Here is a 16,987-nt window from a genome sequence, read left to right on the forward strand (position 1 = left end):
AGAGATTCTGACAACCGAATGCCTGAACAACATCATTACACGCTGCCAGTCAACGCTTCCGATCTGCGTCAGTTAGGTGAGCTTACCGGCGCCGCCTGCGCCACCCTGGTGGCTGAAATCGCCGAGCGTCACACAGGCCCGGTGGTGCTCGTTGCACCTGACATGCAAAACGCCCTGCGCCTGCATGATGAGATCCGTCAGTTTACTGACCAGTTGGTAATGAACCTGGCCGACTGGGAAACGCTTCCTTATGACAGCTTTTCTCCGCATCAGGAGATCATCTCCTCGCGGCTCTCGACGCTGTATCAGCTGCCATCCATGCAGCGCGGCGTGTTGATCGTGCCGGTGAACACGCTGATGCAGCGCGTCTGTCCGCACAGCTATCTGCACGGCCACGCGCTGGTGATGCAGAAGGGTCAGCGCCTGTCGCGTGATGCCCTGCGTTCACAGCTGGACAGCGCGGGCTATCGCCATGTCGATCAGGTGATGGAGCACGGCGAATATGCCACCCGCGGGGCGCTACTCGATCTCTTCCCGATGGGCAGCGAACAGCCTTATCGCCTTGATTTCTTCGATGATGAGATAGACAGCCTGCGTCTCTTTGATGCCGACACCCAGCGAACGCTGGAAGAGGTGGAAGAGATCAATCTGCTGCCAGCGCACGAATTCCCGACCGACAAAACGGCGATCGAACTTTTCCGCAGCCAGTGGCGCGATACTTTTGAAGTCAAACGTGACGCAGAGCATATTTACCAGCAGGTCAGTAAAGGCACGCTGCCTGCCGGGATCGAGTACTGGCAACCGCTGTTTTTCAACGAACCGTTGCCGCCGTTATTCAGCTACTTCCCGGCCAATACGCTGGTGGTTAACACCGGGGATCTGGAGGCCAGCGCCGGGCGCTTCCAGGCCGATACCCTCGCCCGCTTCGAAAGCCGTGGCGTTGACCCAATGCGCCCGTTATTGCCACCGCAATCCCTCTGGCTGCGGGTGGATGAACTCTTCAGCGAACTCAAGCGCTGGCCGCGCGTACAGCTCAAAACCGAGCATCTGCCGACCAAAGCCGCCAATACCAATCTGGGTTTTCAGAAACTGCCGGACCTGGCCGTACAGGCGCAGCAAAAAGCGCCACTGGATGCCCTACGCAAATTCCTGGAGTCGTTCAGCGGTCCGGTGGTGTTCTCCGTTGAGAGCGAAGGACGACGTGAAGCGCTGGGTGAATTACTGGCGCGCATCAAAGTCTCGCCCAAACGCATTTTACGCCTGGACGAAGCGAGCGGTACCGGCCGTTATCTGATGACTGGCGCGGCCGAGCATGGCTTTGTCGATACGAAACGCAACCTGGCGCTGATCTGCGAAAGCGATCTCCTGGGCGAACGCGTGGCGCGCCGTCGTCAGGATTCGCGGCGTACAATTAACCCGGACACGCTGATTCGCAACCTGGCGGAGCTGCATCCGGGCCAGCCGGTGGTACACCTGGAACACGGTGTCGGCCGTTATGCCGGAATGACCACGCTGGAAGCTGGCGGCATCAAAGGCGAGTATCTGATGCTCACCTACGCCAACGATGCCAAACTGTATGTGCCTGTTTCATCTTTGCATCTGATCAGCCGTTATGCTGGTGGCGCGGAAGATAGTGCCCCGCTGCATAAGCTGGGCGGCGATGCCTGGTCGCGCGCGCGCCAGAAAGCGGCGGAGAAGGTGCGGGACGTGGCCGCCGAGCTGCTGGATATTTACGCCCAGCGCGCGGCGAAAGAAGGCTTCGCCTTTAAACACGATCGCGAACAGTACCAACTGTTTTGCGACAGCTTCCCGTTTGAGACTACGCCCGATCAGGCACAGGCAATTAATGCGGTCCTCAGCGACATGTGCCAGCCCTTAGCGATGGACCGTCTGGTCTGCGGCGACGTCGGGTTCGGTAAAACCGAAGTGGCAATGCGTGCGGCATTCCTTGCCGTCGAGAACCACAAACAGGTGGCGGTGCTGGTGCCTACCACCCTGCTTGCCCAGCAGCACTTCGACAACTTCCGCGACCGCTTTGCCAACTGGCCGGTGCGCATTGAGATGATCTCCCGCTTCAGGAGCGCCAAAGAGCAGGCACAAATTCTGGAGCAGGTTGCCGAAGGAAAAATCGATATTCTGATCGGCACGCATAAATTGCTGCAAAACGACGTGAAGCTGAAAGATCTCGGTTTGTTGATCGTCGATGAGGAGCATCGCTTCGGCGTGCGGCATAAGGAACGTATCAAAGCGATGCGTGCCGATGTTGATATTTTGACCCTCACCGCTACGCCGATCCCCCGGACGCTGAATATGGCAATGAGCGGAATGCGCGATCTGTCAATTATCGCCACGCCTCCGGCGCGTCGTCTGGCGGTGAAAACCTTCGTTCGCGAATACGACAATCTGGTGGTACGCGAGGCGATTCTGCGTGAAATCTTGCGCGGCGGTCAGGTCTACTATCTGTATAACGATGTTGAAAATATTCAGAAAGCTGCCGATCGTTTAGCGGAGCTGGTGCCGGAAGCGCGTATCGCCATCGGCCACGGGCAGATGCGTGAGCGTGAGCTGGAACGGGTGATGAACGATTTCCACCACCAGCGCTTTAACGTGCTGGTGTGTACCACCATCATCGAAACCGGTATTGATATTCCTACCGCAAACACAATCATCATCGAACGTGCGGATCATTTTGGTCTGGCACAGTTGCACCAGCTTCGCGGTCGCGTCGGACGTTCCCACCATCAGGCGTATGCCTGGTTGCTGACGCCGCATCCGAAAGCCATGACCACCGACGCGCAAAAACGCCTCGAAGCCATCGCCTCACTCGAAGATCTCGGCGCAGGCTTCGCTCTTGCGACACACGACCTCGAAATTCGCGGTGCAGGCGAACTGCTTGGCGAAGATCAGAGTGGACAGATGGAGACAATCGGCTTCTCGCTGTATATGGAGCTGCTGGAAAATGCTGTCGATGCCCTGAAAGCCGGGCGCGAACCGTCTCTGGAAGATCTAACCAGCCAGCAAACAGAGGTGGAGTTGCGTATGCCATCGCTGCTGCCGGATGATTTTATCCCCGATGTAAACACCCGGCTGTCGTTCTACAAGCGCATCGCCAGCGCGAAGAGTGAAAACGAGCTGGAGGAAATCAAAGTAGAGCTGATCGACCGTTTCGGCCTGCTGCCCGATCCGGCACGTAATCTGCTGGATATTGCCCGACTGCGCCAGCAGGCGCAGAAACTGGGGATCCGTAAGCTGGAAGGCAATGAGAAAGGCGGTACCATCGAGTTTGCCGAGAAAAATCATGTTAACCCTGCCTGGCTGATTGGCCTGCTGCAAAAACAGCCGCAGCACTTCCGTCTTGATGGCCCAACCCGCCTGAAGTTCATACAGGATCTGTCCGAGCGGAAAATGCGTATGGATTGGGTACGTCAGTTTATGGCGCAGCTGGAAGAAAACGCGGTGGCGTGACCCCCTTTTGCCGGATGAGCGAGCCATCCGGCAACCCAATCAATGTCGTGATCTTTACAACTCTTTGCAGTTCCCTTGCATTTCAAGACATAACCCCCACCCATAATTAGCATTGGCTTTTTCTACACTCTGAATAATTCGCGTTGCGGGATAAAACGGCGTTAGTCGTTTTGAACAGCGCTTTCGCTGGCTCCGATGGGGCAAGGCTCGGTAGCAAAGCCAACGCCCCCCGCAACCTGATATATGACGAGGATATTCGAATAACCCTTTGATTAATGATCATAATGAAAACTATGCAACTCTCTCGTTGGCTGACGGTTTTTGCACTCGCCGCCAGTGCCTTGCTTGCCCTCCCCGCGCAGGCAAATACCTGGCCGCTTCCCCCTTCGGGAAGCAAACTGGTTGGAGAAAATAAATTCCACGTTGTGGAGAACAATGGGGGTTCGCTGGAGGCAATCGCGAAAAAGTATAACGTCGGTTTTCTGGCGCTGTTACAAGCCAACCCCGGCGTTGATCCTTTTGTTCCACGCGCTGGCAGCGTGTTAACGATTCCGTTGCAAACTCTGCTACCGGATGCGCCGCGCCAGGGTATCGTGATCAATCTCGCCGAACTGCGCCTCTATTATTACCATCCCGGCAAAAATTCGGTGACCGTCTATCCCATCGGCATCGGGCAGCTGGGCGGTGATACCCTGACGCCAACGATGGTGACAACCGTGTCGGACAAACGCGCAAACCCCACCTGGACGCCGACGGCAAATATTCGTGCCCGGTATAAAGCACAGGGGATTAATCTCCCTGCCGTGGTTCCTGCCGGACCGGATAACCCGATGGGGCATCACGCCATTCGCTTAGCCGCGTACGGCGGCGTTTATCTGCTGCACGGCACCAATGCTGACTTTGGTATTGGTATGCGCGTCAGCTCCGGCTGTATCCGTCTGCGTGATGGTGATATTGAGACCCTGTTCCGGCAGGTCACGCCAGGAACGAAGGTCAATATCATTAACACGCCGATCAAAACCTCCGTGGAGCCAGGTGGTTTCCGTCTGGTGGAAGTCCATCAGCCGCTGTCGAAGAATATTGACGACGACCCACAGCTGCTGCCAATCACGCTGAACAGCACAATGCAGGCATTTAAAAATGCCCCGCAAACTGACACCGCAGTCATGCAACACGTTATGGATGTGCGGTCAGGAATGCCGGTAGACGTTAGCCGTCATCACGATGTGAATCAGGAAACGATGTAAAATCAACAATGGAAAAAGCCCCGCCGAACAGAATTCAGCGGGGCTTTTTTTGGCAGTGGCAGGCATTAATGAGGGTTAATGCTTATTTGTAGATAACTGCGGTACCGTGCAGGTTATTAGGACCCGTCACGGAAGTAATACGGAAGGATTTCGCCCCCATCTCATCCGCTTTTTGCGCCAGCTGATCTTCCAGAGAACCCAGGTTAGTCCCGCCGTTGGCAGAAATGGTGCCGACTTTTTGCTGGCCTGCAGGCGTTGCCTGAACTTCAACGGCAGCAAAACTTGCAAATGACAGAGAACTCAGAACAGCAGCAGCGATAAGGGTTTTTACGTTTTTCATGATGTTGACCTTTAGCAGATGAATTATTGTCGTAAGCATTAACTTAACGATCGATAGGTAAATCATAAATGTGATCCATGTCACACGTCAACATTTTTTTATAACGATCATTATATAAATTAAAAACATCTTATATTTCATATCAATACTATTGATTTATTTTTCTAATGAATACGCTGGAGACTGAGCACGATTATTTTTATAATGGTTGTTCAACAAACCCAATCAGGTACAACGGCATCATGACAACTGAATCGACAAGTTGCGTTAAAAAAAGCCGTGGCCGACCAAAAGTGTTCGACAGGGAAGCCGCGCTTGATAAGGCCATGACACTCTTCTGGCAGCACGGTTATGAAGCGACATCGCTTTCCGACCTTGTGGAAGCAACCGGTGCCAAAGCACCGACCCTGTATGCGGAATTTACCAATAAAGAGGGGTTGTTCCGTGCGGTGCTGGACAGATATATCTCGCGCTTTGCGGCGAAGCACGAGGCCCGGCTCTTTTGTGAGGAAAAAAGCGTTGAATCTGCGCTGGAAGATTACTTCACCGCCATAGCAACGTGCTTCACCAGTAAAGACACGCCGGCCGGGTGCTTTATGATCAACACCTCAGCCACGCTTGCTGCCGCATCTCGTGATATCGCCAACACGGTGAAATCCCGCCATGCCATGCAGGAGCAAACGTTGACGCAGTTTCTTCTGCAGCGGCAGACGCGTGGTGAAATACCGACGCACTGCAACGTACAGACGCTTGCAGAATATCTCAGCTGCATTTTACAAGGCATGTCCATCAGTGCCCGGGAAGGTGCAAGCTTTGACAAACTGATGCAAATCACCCGCACCACCCTACGTTTGTGGCCTGAAATGCTGAAGGCCTGACGGTAAATCCTTGCCCGGGAGCGATCTGCGCTCCCGGTTTTCTTGTGCACAGAAAACCCCCAGCTAGGCTGGGGGTTCCGGAAAGCTTTCAGCTTTGGGCCAGTTATTAAAACCCCTTTTGATTTGTTAAAACACCTTGCGGTCTGGCAACTGCAAAAGTTCAACAAGAAATCAAAAGGGGGTCCCAATGGGGGACGAAAAGAGCTTAGCGCACACCCGATGGAACTGTAAATATCACATAGTTTTTGCGCCCAAATACCGAAGACAAGCGTTCTACGGAGAGAAACGCAGGGCGACAGGCAGCATCTTAAGAAAGCTGTGTGAGTGGAAAAACGTGCGGATTCTGGAAGCGGAATGCTGTGCAGATCATATCCATATGCTTGTGGAAATCCCACCCAAAATGAGCGTATCCGGCTTTATGGGGTATCTGAAAGGGAAAAGCAGTCTGATGCTGTATGAGCAGTTTGGGGATATGAAATTCAAGTACAGGAATAGAGAGTTCTGGTGCCGGGGATACTACGTAGATACGGTGGGTAAGAACACGGTGAAGATACAGGAATACATAAAGCACCAGCTTACAGAAGATAAAATGGGTGAGCAGTTATCGCTCCCTTATCCGGGTAGCCCGTTTACGGGCCGTAAGTAACGAAGTCTGATGCAAATGTCAGATCGTATGCGCCTGTTAGGGCGCGGCTGGTAACAGAGCCTTATAGGCGCATCCGAAAAACCTCCGGCTATGCCGGAGGATATTTATTCTGAGATTAACCCCATCTTTACTAATGCTATCAACGGTTTAGTGCTTTATTTTTGTAAAATCACTTGATAATAAAAATCATTATTATCAATATTCGCATTTGTTTTAACATCTGTTTCACAATGTAACTGCCGGTACCTGCACCGGAAATAACAACAACCATAGTGATAGATTTAAAAGGAATGCGAATGAATAAGCGTCTTTGGGTACTCAATCCCCTTTTGCTCACGTTGGCCTGCCCTGCGATAGCCGCACAGAGCGAGGAAGAAAACCTGATCGTCAGTGCAAACCGCAGCCAGCGGACCGTTGCGCAGATGGCGCAAACCACCTGGGTCATTGAAGGCCAGGAAATTGAGCAGCAAGTTCAGGGAGGAAAAGAGTTCAAAGACGTGCTGGCGCAGCTCATCCCCGGTATTGATGTCAGCAGTCAGGGGCGAACTAACTACGGCATGAATATGCGTGGACGGGCTATCGTCGTGCTGATCGATGGTGTACGGCTAAATTCATCACGTACCGACAGCCGACAGCTGGATTCCATCGATCCCTTCAACATAGAGCATATTGAAGTGATTTCAGGCGCGACGTCGCTCTATGGAGGCGGCAGTACCGGCGGCCTGATTAATATCGTCACCAAAAAAGGTCAGCCTGAACGCCAGGTTGAACTGGAACTGGGGAGCAAAAGCGGCTTCAACAACAGCAACGATCATGATGAACGCGTTGCTGTCGGCGTCAGCGGCGGCACCGATCGCGCCTCGGGTCGCCTGTCCGTCGCGTATCAACGTTTCGGCGGCTGGTATGACGGCAGCGGCGATGCGCTGGTGCTGGATAATACCCAAACCGGCTTGCAGCACTCCGATCGTCTTGATGTGATGGGCACCGGAACGATTGAGATCGATGACAACCGGCAGCTACAGCTGGTGACGCAATACTATAAAAGTCAGGGGGATGAGGATTACGGCCTGTACCTTGGGGAAAATATGTCCGCCGTCACCGGTAACGGCAACGCATATACTCGTAGCGGCCTTAACTCTGACCGAATCCCCGGCACTGAGCGCCATCTGATCAGCCTGCAATATTCTGACGCTGATTTCTTCGGCCAGAATCTGGTCAGTCAGATCTATTATCGCGACGAATCGCTACAGTTCTACCCTTTCCCGGCACTCAGCAAAGGTCAAGTCACCAGCTTCTCCGCCTCACAACAGGATACCGATCAGTTTGGCGCGAAAATCACGCTGAACAGCCAGCTTCTGGATAACTGGGAGCTGACGTGGGGCATTGATGCTGACCACGAAACATTCGACTCCAACCAGAAATTCTTTGATCTTGCGTATTCACTCCCTTCCGGCGGAATGGATAACCGCACCGCCTGGACCACCGGTCGTTATCCGGGTTACAGCATCACTAACTTTGCTCCGTTCCTGCAAAACAGTTACGACATCAATGATATTTTCACCCTTAGCGGCGGCGTGCGCTATCAGTGGACGGAAAACCGGGTCGATGACTTTGTGGGTTATGCCCAGCAGCAAGGCATTGCCAGCGGCCTTGCCAGTTCAGCGGATACCATCCCGGGAGGTAAAGCAAGCTATGATAACCTTCTGTTTAATGCCGGGATCCTCGCGCACCTGACGGATCGCCAGCAGACCTGGTTTAATTTCTCTCAGGGCGTTGAGTTACCCGATCCGGGGAAATACTACGGCAACGGGACTTATGAGCAGGTTGGCAACCATTATCAGCTCCTGCGCAGCGTCAACGTCGCGGATTCAAAACTGGAAGGGATTAAGGTTAACTCGTTTGAGCTGGGCTGGCGTTACACCGGCGATAACCTGCGCACCCAACTGGCCGCGTACTATTCCACATCTGATAAATCCATCGTCATTAACCGCAGCGACATGACTATCAACGTTGAGTCTGACGATCGACGGATTTATGGCGTTGAAGGTGCGGCGGATTACTTTGTCCCGGACAGCGACTGGAGCCTGGGGGCAAACTTTAATGTCCTTAAATCAGAGGTGAAACAGAACGGTAAATGGCAAAAATGGGACGTCACGCTCGCCTCACCGTCAAAAGCCACCGCCTGGGTCGGCTGGGCGCCTGAGCCCTGGTCTTTACGTCTGCAAAGCCAGCAAACATTCGATTTAACCGACGCCAGCGGGAACAAGCTGGAAGGTTATAATACTGTGGATTTCATTAGCAGCTATCAACTGCCGCTGGGGAAACTGACATTCAGTATCGAAAACCTGCTGGACGAGGATTACACCACCCTGTGGGGACAGCGGGCGCCGTTGCTCTACAGCCCCACCTACGGCAGCCCATCGCTGTACGAGTACAAAGGCCGGGGACGTACATTTGGTCTGAACTACGCGCTGACCTTCTGATAAAAAAAGCCCCTCAGCCTGAGCGAATGAGGGGCTAACTTGCAGAGTACAGCTTTTTTAGGCTTTGTTTGTCAGAACCAACTGGCCGTTGCTGTCCAGTGGAATTTGCGTGCCAGGATCTTTATCCATGCGGATTTTGCCCTGCTGGTCGCCAATTTTATATGTGACGTCGTAGCCGAGCATTTTCTCTGACTTGTCATACACCGTTTTACACCGCTGCTGCGTTGAGGTGTAAGTGTCGTTTTCCTGCATCGATCCCTGAATCTGGTTACCGGCATAGCCCCCGCCCAGCGCACCTACCACGGTGGCGACATCTTTACCACGACCACCGCCAAACTGATGGCCCAGCACTCCGCCCGCCACGGCGCCCAGTACGGACCCGGTGATGCGATTCTCATCCTGGACGGGTTTGCGGTGCGTTACCGTCACATTACGACACTCCTGACGCGGCGTTTTGACGGTCTCTTTAATCGGTGTTGCGGAGACAACATGTGCATACTTCGGGCCGCGATCAAACACGTTAAGACTGGCCACCGCCGCCACACCCAGCGCAGCAGCTACGCCAATCCCTATACCCGCCAACATAGATTTATTCACGGGAGTTCCTCCTTTTTTGCTGTTAGTAACAATTTTGCAACCATAGCAATGAGAAACCCATCAGACAGTGGATGAAAATGTTGTGGGTATGGGATAAAACGGGATGATTCAGAGCATTCTGAGGAAAAAAGCGCCGGATGCGTGAGCATCATCCGGCACTCTCAGTGGAGATTAGTGCAACTTCAGGCGTGGGCGGATAACGCGGTTAATACTGCCGACCAGCATCATCAACCCGGTCTTAAAGTAACCGTGCAGCGCAATCTGATGCATCCGGTACAGGGAGATATAAACGAAGCGCGCAATTCGCCCTTCCACCATCATAGAACCACGGGTCAGGTTGCCCATCAGGCTTCCCACGGTTGAGAACCTGGAGAGTGAAACCAGTGAGCCGTGATCTTTGTACTGATACGCTTTTAGCGGTTTGCCGTTCATCTGCGCCAGAATGTTGTTCATCGCACAGGTTGCCATCTGGTGCGCGGCCTGCGCGCGCGGCGGCACAAAGCCTCCTTCCGGGCGCGCGCAAGAGGCACAGTCGCCAATCGCGTACACGTCAGGATCGCGGGTCGTTTGCAGCGTCGGTTCCACCACCAGCTGATTGATCCGGTTGGTTTCCAGCCCCCCAATGTCCTTCATAAAGTCCGGCGCTTTGATCCCGGCAGCCCAGACCATCAGATCCGCTTCGATGTACTCGCCATCTTTGGTGTGCAGACCCCCCGCGTCGGCACTGGTCACCATCGTCTGGGTCAGCACGCGTACGCCCAGTTTGGTGAGTTCATTATGCGCCGCGCTGGAGATACGTGGCGGCAGTGCCGGTAAAATACGCTCACCGGCTTCCACCAGCGTCACGTTCAGCGCTTCGTTAGTCAGCCCTTTGTAACCATAGCTGTGCAACTGTTTCACCGCGTTATGCAGTTCCGCAGACAGCTCCACGCCCGTCGCGCCACCGCCAACAATGGCAATATTGACTTTGCCGTTGGCGCCAGGATTTGCGGAATACTTCAGGAACAGATTAAGCATTTCCTGGTGGAAGCGGCGCGCCTGATGCGGGTTATCCAGGAAGATGCAGTGATCTTTCACACCCGGCGTGTTGAAATCGTTAGAGGTGCTACCCAGCGCCATCACCAGCGTGTCATACGCGATTTTGCGCTCAGGAACCAGCAGTTCCCCCTTCTCATCACGCAGCTCTGCGATAGTGATGGTCTTTGCCTGGCGATCGATTTCCATCACCGAACCAAGCTGGAACTGGAAGCCGTGATTGCGGGCATGAGCCAGATAGCTCAACGCATCCACCCCTTCATCCAGCGAACCGGTCGCCACTTCGTGCAGGAGCGGCTTCCACAGATGGCTGTGATTCCTGTCCACCAACGTAATTTGGGCTTTTTTCTTCCGCCCCAGCTTGTGGCCCAACTGTGTTGCCATTTCCAGCCCGCCAGCACCGCCGCCGACGATCACGATTTTTTCCAATGGTGTAGTCAACGTGACCCCCTTAAATTTATTAACCAATTGTTAATTAACAGTTATAAACATAGCTTTTAATTAACAATAAGTTACGACAATGAAAATCTCTTTCAGTATTGAGAATAACACGAACGGTGCATTGGTCATACCAAAATTGATGTGCATCAATTTTTATGCTGAAAAGTCAGGCAACAGGGCGCTGAAAAAGACAAAAAAACCAGCCGAAAGGCTGGTTTTGTTAACCGTTTACTGATGACGCCAGGTATCAGCCCAGCGTCTTAAAGGCTTTGATCCGCTGTAAATGCGGCGAGATATTTTTAAATTTATGCGTCTGCTCTTCGTCCCAGACTATCTCGTAAAAATGGTGCAGTTCCTCTGACGAACGCTGGCTGTTCAGCGCTTCATCACGGCGGGACAGGATAACCAGGCAGCGATCGCGGTTCTTCTCACGGAAGTTAGTCACGCATTTGGTGGCAATATCAGCGTACTCTTCCGGCCTGTCGATTTTTCCTTCCATGTTCTCATACGGGAACAAATTAGGGTTAAACATCACCTGGCGAATATCGCATAAAAAGCCAATCCGCTCTGCCCAGTAGCCGCCTAAACCGACGCCACAAATTAAGGGCCGGTCATCCACATTCAGTTGCAGCATTTTGTCCACTTCTTTCAGCAGATGCTGCATGTCATGTTTAGGATGCCGAGTGCTATAGCTGATCAGCCTGACGTCCGGATCAATGAACTGCAGTTGCAGTACTTTCTCGTGGTTACCCGGACTGTTAGAGTCAAAACCGTGTAAATAGATAATCATCGCATCCTCACCAAACTCGCATTAATGACCTGCTTTCTCTTCCTGCCAGCGTTCATGTAACTGGTTGAGCCGGGCGCTGACCGTTTTCCAGCGTGCCGAGTCCATCAGTTCCTGACGCGAAAACGAACCTTTATGATACAAACGTGTAACACGTTCTGCATTGATCGGCGACAGATTATCTAACACACTGACGGCTCCTTTACGATTATTGCAGACGAGGATCATATCGCAACCTGCATCCAGCGCGGCCTGACCACGCTGCGCGTAGCTCCCCATGATCGCCGCACCTTCCATCGAGAGATCGTCAGAGAAAATCACGCCATCAAAACCCAGCTCCTGGCGCAGCACCGTTTTAAGCCAGTGCGGCGAGCCGCTTGCCGGGCGCGCGTCAACATCGCTATAGATGACATGCGCAGGCATAATCGCATCAAGCTTATTTTCGCCAATCAGGGTGCGAAAGACCGACATATCTTTTGCGCGAATCTCTGCTTCAGGGCGTGGATCGGTTGGCGTTTCCTTATGCGAGTCAGCGGTAACCGCTCCGTGCCCCGGGAAGTGTTTACCGGTCGTTTTCATCCCGGCGGCGTGCATACCGTCAATAAAGCGCGTCGCCATCGCCAGCGCGTTGAGCGGATCGGCATGATAAGAGCGCTCGCCAATCGCTGTACAAATATGCCCGACATCCAGCACTGGTGCGAAGCTAATATCGATGTCCATCGCAATCATTTCACTGGCCATTAGCCATCCGGCCTCCTGAGCCAGCTTACCGCCCTCTTCCAGCCCGTGCAGCGCAGCAAAAGATTGTGCCGCAGGCAAACGGGTAAATCCTTCACGAAAACGCTGCACGCGTCCGCCTTCCTGATCGACCGCCACCACCAGATGATTATGCGACGCAGCCCGAATCTGGCGGACAAGTTCGCGCAGTTGCTCCGGATCGTGGTAGTTACGCGTAAAGAGGATCAGGCCTCCAACCAACGGATGGGCCAGAATCTCACGCTCTTCCGCGTCCAGCTCAAACCCTTCGACATCCAACATTACTGGACCCACACTGCTCTCCTTAACCTTTCATTGTTAGCTGCCGCCAGGTTTCATCGGCCAGCCTGATAAATTGTCGTTCGCCGGTCTGTTGCCAGCGGTACTCAAACCATCCCGCCTTCAGCATCAGGAGCCAGGGATACCAGCGTCTTACCTGTTGCCAAAGTTGTTCCGGGGCAACGTGCGCACATGCTGCATAGGCGTTCACCAGTTGGCGATGCTGATGGGCGTTTTCTACCCATACTGCCGCCAGCTCCAGCGCAATATCACCGTCCCCGGCGTACTCCCAGTCAATTAGCCGTAGGCCGGACGAGGTGTGCACCAGATTTGCGGCATGTACATCCATATGCAGCGGGGCGAGCCGCAGCGGATGCGGTTCTCCCACCTCGCGTAAAGATGTTAAATGCTGTAGCCAGAACGGGGTGCGTCGCGTCGGATCGCAATCCTGCCAGTAACGTTCAAGCAGCGGCAGCAAGGCGATTCGCCAGCCGAAACGCGGCTGTAAATGCAGATGATACAATAAGCCTGCCAGTTCGTCGGCATTCGGTAATCCGGATTTTACTTCACCGGGCAGATAGTCCACCGCCATCCAGCCACGGGTATAAAAACGCGGTGTCGGAGCAAGGCTCTCAGGCAACCGCGATAACGCACGATACTGACGCAGAAAAACATATTCCGGCGCGCGAGGATCGTGGGGCTGACGGATCACCAGTCGATGGTTTTCATTTTCAATGAGAAAACTCCCGCCACTGAGCCCATTTTCAAACTCAGAGACGGGATGATAGTGCGGGAAATAGCGCGACAGGAGCTTGTCGCGCGTGAGTGGGCTATTGTTGTTGAACAGCACCTTTACCTGACCAGATTATCTCGCCAGTTTGTACCAGCATCAGTTGCATTTGCAGCGACGGCGCATTGACGTTGCCGGAAGCACTGGAATAAAGCACATAGTGCGCACCAACGTTACGGGCTATACCAATCGCTTTACTGCGCGTTCCCAGGCTGTCCTGCGGAGACAAACCTAACTGCTGTTTAGCGATGGAGAGCTGTTGCGCGGAAACCAGGGTAAATTTGCCATTGTTCGCCAGCGCATTGCGCAATGTCTCGGTGGCCTCACCTGCATTCAGCGAACCGTTGGTACGGTTATTGACGCTATCCACCAGCAGCACGCTGCCTGCGGTGACCCCGTCAGCCTGCAACATTTTGCTCACCATCGGCTGCATCGCGCTATTCCAGTCATAATGACGTACGCGAGGCGCGGGCGCGGCGGTTTGATCCTCATGCTCAATCGGACCCGGCTGCCCTGGGATAGCGGGAACAGATGGCACTACCGGTGCAGGCTGCTGCGGCTGAGCTGGCTGCTCTGGCGCAGGTTTCGCTTCATCAACCGGCGCAGGTTCACGTGTCACCACGCAGCCAGAGAGGAACATCGCCAGCGCGGCAATCAATGCGTAGCGACTTATTTTGGTCATCAAAGATTCACCCCTTATAGACTTCATCCTTCACGCTGCCTCATGAAGAATTTTGTGTATTACAAATAAAGATAGAGTCTGACTTTGTGCGCCCCCAGATAATTGGCGCTGCCATACAGTGTGACCGTCGAACGTGCCGGAATGGTAACACTGCGAGGCGCTTCCAGAGGGTGCATCTCCAGCCCTCTGGCGTCATACCAGTAAAAGCGATAATGAACGGTAACGGGCTCTTGCCTTTCGTTATAGAGCGTTGAGGATGCAGAAGGCTGAATGTCAGACATAGTAAACGACGGTTTTTCCGCCGTCACTCCTGACGCCAGAAGCGTTGACTCCATGACCAGCGTCTGATCGCTACTGACCGGAATTTCCGGATGAGAACGACATCCGGCCAGCAACAGCACGGTTAGCGACAGCGCAATGCATCCTTTGATCATGGTTACAGACCTTTGTGCGCGAGCATTGGGCCCAGCGCACGACCGCCCAGCAGGTGCATATGGATGTGGTACACCTCCTGCCCGCCATGACGATTCGTATTCATAATCAGACGGTAGCCGTCCTGTGCAATGCCTTCCTGTTCGGCAATTTTTGCCGCGACCGTAATCATACGGCCCAGCGCCTTCTCATGCTCCGCCGTCACGTCATTGACGGTGGGAATCAGGACATTAGGGATGATCAGGATGTGAGTCGGTGCCTGTGGTGCAATATCGCGAAAGGCGGTAACCAGATCGTCCTGATAAACGATATCCGAAGGGATCTCACGACGAATAATTTTGCTGAAAATAGTCTCTTCTGCCACGACGTTTTCCTTTTCTAAAATAGCCATGCTACGCTGAGCCACACTGCGAGTATAGAGTATGATCGAGTTAATCCTGCCCTTTCAACCTTAACCCACAATTTATTAAGCAAAAGCATTAATGCTGCTGCAGTTATAACCATTAATCCCCTGTATAGCGACCCGATTCCGCTGAAACGGGGGTTCTGTCGTCTGTGGTGAACGGCGTAACATCAGCATCACCGCACGCGACCCGTTCTGATATTTTCACCCATTAAAAAAGGCAGCCATTTGGCTGCCTTAGTTCTCCCCAACATCTTACTGCTTAGCTGTTACGGATGTATTCATCCATTTCAGTTTTCAGGTTATCGGATTTGGTACCGAAGATCGCCTGAACACCCGATCCCGCAACCACAACCCCTGCCGCGCCCAGTGTCTTCAGGCCAGCCTGATCCACTTTCGCAACGTCAGCCACGCTGACACGCAGACGGGTAATGCACGCATCCAGGTTAGTGATGTTCTCTTTACCACCAAACGCCGCGACCAGAGCCGGAGCCATTTCGCTGGTTGCAGTCGCTTTCGCGTCGTCGGTGCTATCTTCACGACCTGGCGTTTTCAGATCCAGCGCCTTAATCAGCACACGGAAGATGGTGTAGTAAACAACCGCGTAACCCGCGCCCACAATCGGGAACAGCCACAGCTTGCTGCTGTTGCCGGACAGAACGATAAAGTCGATCAGACCGTGTGAGAAAGAGGTACCATCGCGCATACCCAGCAGAATACAGATCGGGAATGCCAGACCAGCCAGAATCGCGTGGATGATGTACAGGATCGGCGCAACGAACATAAAGGAGAACTCGATCGGCTCGGTAATACCGGTCAGGAACGAGGTCAGCGCTGCGGAGATCATGATACCGCCCACTTTCGCGCGGTTTTCTGGTTTAGCCGAATGCCAGATTGCAATCGCTGCAGCCGGCAAACCGTACATTTTAAACAGGAAGCCGCCAGAGAGTTTGCCCGCAGTCGGATCGCCCGCCATGTAGCGAGGAATATCGCCGTGGAAGACCTGACCTGCCGCATTGGTGTATTCACCAATCTGCATCTGGAAAGGAACGTTCCAGATATGGTGCAGACCAAACGGAACCAGGCAGCGTTCAATGAAGCCGTAAATACCGAACGCCACAACCGGGTTCTGATAGGCGGCCCATTGAGAGAACGTCTGGATAGCGGTACCGATCGGTGGCCAGATGAAGGACAGGATCACACCGGTAAAGATTGCCGCCAGGCCAGAGATAATCGGGACAAAGCGTTTACCCGCGAAGAAGCCAAGATACTCAGGCAACTTGATGCGGTAGAAGCGGTTAAACATATACGCTGCAATCGCACCGGAGATAATCCCGCCAAGAACACCGGTATCAGCCAGGTGTTTAGCGGCAATTTCTTCAGCAGGTAAATGCAGTACCAGCGGCGCAACCACGGCCATGGTTTTCACCATAATGCCGTATGCAACGACGGCAGCCAGAGCGGAAACGCCATCGTTATTGGTGAAGCCAAGCGCGACACCGATAGCGAAAATGAGCGGCATGTTAGCAAAAACAGAACCGCCTGCTTCTGCCATCACGTGCGATACAACGGCTGGCAGCCAGCTGAAGTTTGCGGAACCGACGCCCAGCAGGATACCTGCGATAGGCAGTACGGATACCGGCAGCATCAGCGATTTACCGACCTTTTGCAGGTTAGCAAATGCATTCTTAAACATAATTAGGAGTGCTCCTGAGTATTTGTGCTT

Annotated in this window: 15 protein-coding genes; 5 read left to right on the forward strand and 10 right to left on the reverse strand. The window is 53.5% G+C overall.

What is annotated here, in order from left to right; all coding sequences use genetic code 11:
- The first annotated feature begins 18 nt into the window (after positions 1-18).
- Both mfd and ldtC read left to right on the forward strand, forming a co-directional pair.
- Entirely contained in the window at positions 19-3,465 is a 3,447-nt protein-coding gene (mfd, locus tag C3432_RS07015; RefSeq protein ID WP_103775935.1) for a transcription-repair coupling factor, read from the forward strand.
- A gap of 284 nt (positions 3,466-3,749) precedes the next feature.
- A complete protein-coding gene (gene ldtC / locus C3432_RS07020) occupies positions 3,750-4,712 on the forward strand; it encodes a L,D-transpeptidase LdtC (protein WP_103775936.1) in 963 nt (320 codons plus the stop codon).
- A gap of 82 nt (positions 4,713-4,794) precedes the next feature.
- On the opposite strand, the gene bhsA is transcribed toward ldtC, so the two are convergent.
- A complete protein-coding gene (gene bhsA, locus C3432_RS07025) occupies positions 4,795-5,052 on the reverse strand; it encodes a multiple stress resistance protein BhsA (protein WP_103776932.1) in 258 nt (85 codons plus the stop codon).
- 242 nt (positions 5,053-5,294) lie between these two features.
- On the opposite strand from bhsA, the gene comR reads away from it, so the two are divergent.
- The 3 genes from comR to C3432_RS07055 all read left to right on the forward strand — a co-directional run bounded on the left by comR (position 5,295) and on the right by C3432_RS07055 (position 9,059).
- On the forward strand, positions 5,295-5,930 hold the full coding sequence (gene comR / locus C3432_RS07030) for a TetR family copper-responsive transcriptional repressor ComR (protein ID WP_103775937.1): 636 nt from the start codon (positions 5,295-5,297) through the stop codon (positions 5,928-5,930).
- Between the two features lie 187 nt (positions 5,931-6,117).
- The gene (gene tnpA / locus C3432_RS07040) at positions 6,118-6,576 is read left to right on the forward strand and encodes an IS200/IS605 family transposase (RefSeq protein WP_103775939.1); all 459 of its coding nucleotides are present in this window, start codon (positions 6,118-6,120) and stop codon (positions 6,574-6,576) included.
- Positions 6,577-6,872: 296 nt separating this feature from the next.
- Positions 6,873-9,059 (forward strand): TonB-dependent siderophore receptor, encoded by a 2,187-nt coding sequence (locus tag C3432_RS07055; protein ID WP_103775940.1) that lies wholly within the window; start codon positions 6,873-6,875, stop codon positions 9,057-9,059.
- 57 nt (positions 9,060-9,116) lie between these two features.
- Here C3432_RS07055 and C3432_RS07060 read toward each other — a convergent pair whose 3' ends face one another.
- The 9 genes from C3432_RS07060 to ptsG all read right to left on the reverse strand — a co-directional run bounded on the left by C3432_RS07060 (position 9,117) and on the right by ptsG (position 16,957).
- Positions 9,117-9,656 (reverse strand): glycine zipper 2TM domain-containing protein, encoded by a 540-nt coding sequence (locus C3432_RS07060; RefSeq protein ID WP_103775941.1) that lies wholly within the window; start codon positions 9,654-9,656, stop codon positions 9,117-9,119.
- A 171-nt stretch (positions 9,657-9,827) separates the two neighbouring features.
- The gene (ndh, locus tag C3432_RS07065) at positions 9,828-11,132 is read right to left on the reverse strand and encodes an NADH-quinone dehydrogenase (RefSeq protein WP_103775942.1); all 1,305 of its coding nucleotides are present in this window, start codon (positions 11,130-11,132) and stop codon (positions 9,828-9,830) included.
- A gap of 247 nt (positions 11,133-11,379) precedes the next feature.
- Positions 11,380-11,922, reverse strand: a complete 543-nt coding sequence (gene ycfP, locus C3432_RS07070; protein WP_103775943.1) for an alpha/beta hydrolase YcfP — start codon at positions 11,920-11,922, stop codon at positions 11,380-11,382.
- Between the two features lie 21 nt (positions 11,923-11,943).
- Positions 11,944-12,969, reverse strand: a complete 1,026-nt coding sequence (nagZ, locus tag C3432_RS07075) for a beta-N-acetylhexosaminidase (RefSeq protein ID WP_103775944.1) — start codon at positions 12,967-12,969, stop codon at positions 11,944-11,946.
- Positions 12,970-12,979: 10 nt separating this feature from the next.
- The gene (thiK, locus tag C3432_RS07080) at positions 12,980-13,804 is read right to left on the reverse strand and encodes a thiamine kinase (RefSeq protein WP_103775945.1); all 825 of its coding nucleotides are present in this window, start codon (positions 13,802-13,804) and stop codon (positions 12,980-12,982) included.
- Positions 13,785-14,426 (reverse strand): penicillin-binding protein activator LpoB, encoded by a 642-nt coding sequence (gene lpoB / locus C3432_RS07085; RefSeq protein WP_103775946.1) that lies wholly within the window; start codon positions 14,424-14,426, stop codon positions 13,785-13,787. Before lpoB ends, thiK begins: the two co-directional genes overlap by 20 nt.
- Before the next feature lie 59 nt (positions 14,427-14,485).
- Positions 14,486-14,860, reverse strand: a complete 375-nt coding sequence (locus tag C3432_RS07090; RefSeq protein ID WP_103775947.1) for a YcfL family protein — start codon at positions 14,858-14,860, stop codon at positions 14,486-14,488.
- Between the two features lie 2 nt (positions 14,861-14,862).
- Complete coding sequence (hinT, locus tag C3432_RS07095; protein WP_103776933.1) at positions 14,863-15,222, reverse strand: purine nucleoside phosphoramidase; 360 nt, start codon at positions 15,220-15,222, stop codon at positions 14,863-14,865.
- A gap of 301 nt (positions 15,223-15,523) precedes the next feature.
- Entirely contained in the window at positions 15,524-16,957 is a 1,434-nt protein-coding gene (gene ptsG / locus C3432_RS07100) for a PTS glucose transporter subunit IIBC (RefSeq protein WP_103775948.1), read from the reverse strand.
- Positions 16,958-16,987: the final 30 nt, after the last annotated feature.

The organism is Citrobacter amalonaticus (genome assembly GCF_002918555.1).
In the GTDB taxonomy this organism is placed as follows: Bacteria; Pseudomonadota; Gammaproteobacteria; order Enterobacterales; family Enterobacteriaceae; genus Citrobacter_C; species Citrobacter_C amalonaticus_A.

Excerpts from the sequence above, each read along its gene's own strand:
- C3432_RS07090 (WP_103775947.1), bottom strand. The coding sequence starts at position 14,860 with ATGATCAAAGGATGCATTGCGCTGTCGCTAACCGTGCTGTTGCTGGCC.
- ycfP (WP_103775943.1), bottom strand. The coding sequence starts at position 11,922 with ATGATTATCTATTTACACGGTTTTGACTCTAACAGTCCGGGTAACCAC.
- ldtC (WP_103775936.1), top strand. The coding sequence starts at position 3,750 with ATGAAAACTATGCAACTCTCTCGTTGGCTGACGGTTTTTGCACTCGCC.
- bhsA (WP_103776932.1), bottom strand. The coding sequence starts at position 5,052 with ATGAAAAACGTAAAAACCCTTATCGCTGCTGCTGTTCTGAGTTCTCTG.
- lpoB (WP_103775946.1), bottom strand. The coding sequence starts at position 14,426 with ATGACCAAAATAAGTCGCTACGCATTGATTGCCGCGCTGGCGATGTTC.
- comR (WP_103775937.1), top strand. The coding sequence starts at position 5,295 with ATGACAACTGAATCGACAAGTTGCGTTAAAAAAAGCCGTGGCCGACCA.
- C3432_RS07055 (WP_103775940.1), top strand. The coding sequence starts at position 6,873 with ATGAATAAGCGTCTTTGGGTACTCAATCCCCTTTTGCTCACGTTGGCC.
- ptsG (WP_103775948.1), bottom strand. The coding sequence starts at position 16,957 with ATGTTTAAGAATGCATTTGCTAACCTGCAAAAGGTCGGTAAATCGCTG.
- mfd (WP_103775935.1), top strand. The coding sequence starts at position 19 with ATGCCTGAACAACATCATTACACGCTGCCAGTCAACGCTTCCGATCTG.
- tnpA (WP_103775939.1), top strand. The coding sequence starts at position 6,118 with ATGGGGGACGAAAAGAGCTTAGCGCACACCCGATGGAACTGTAAATAT.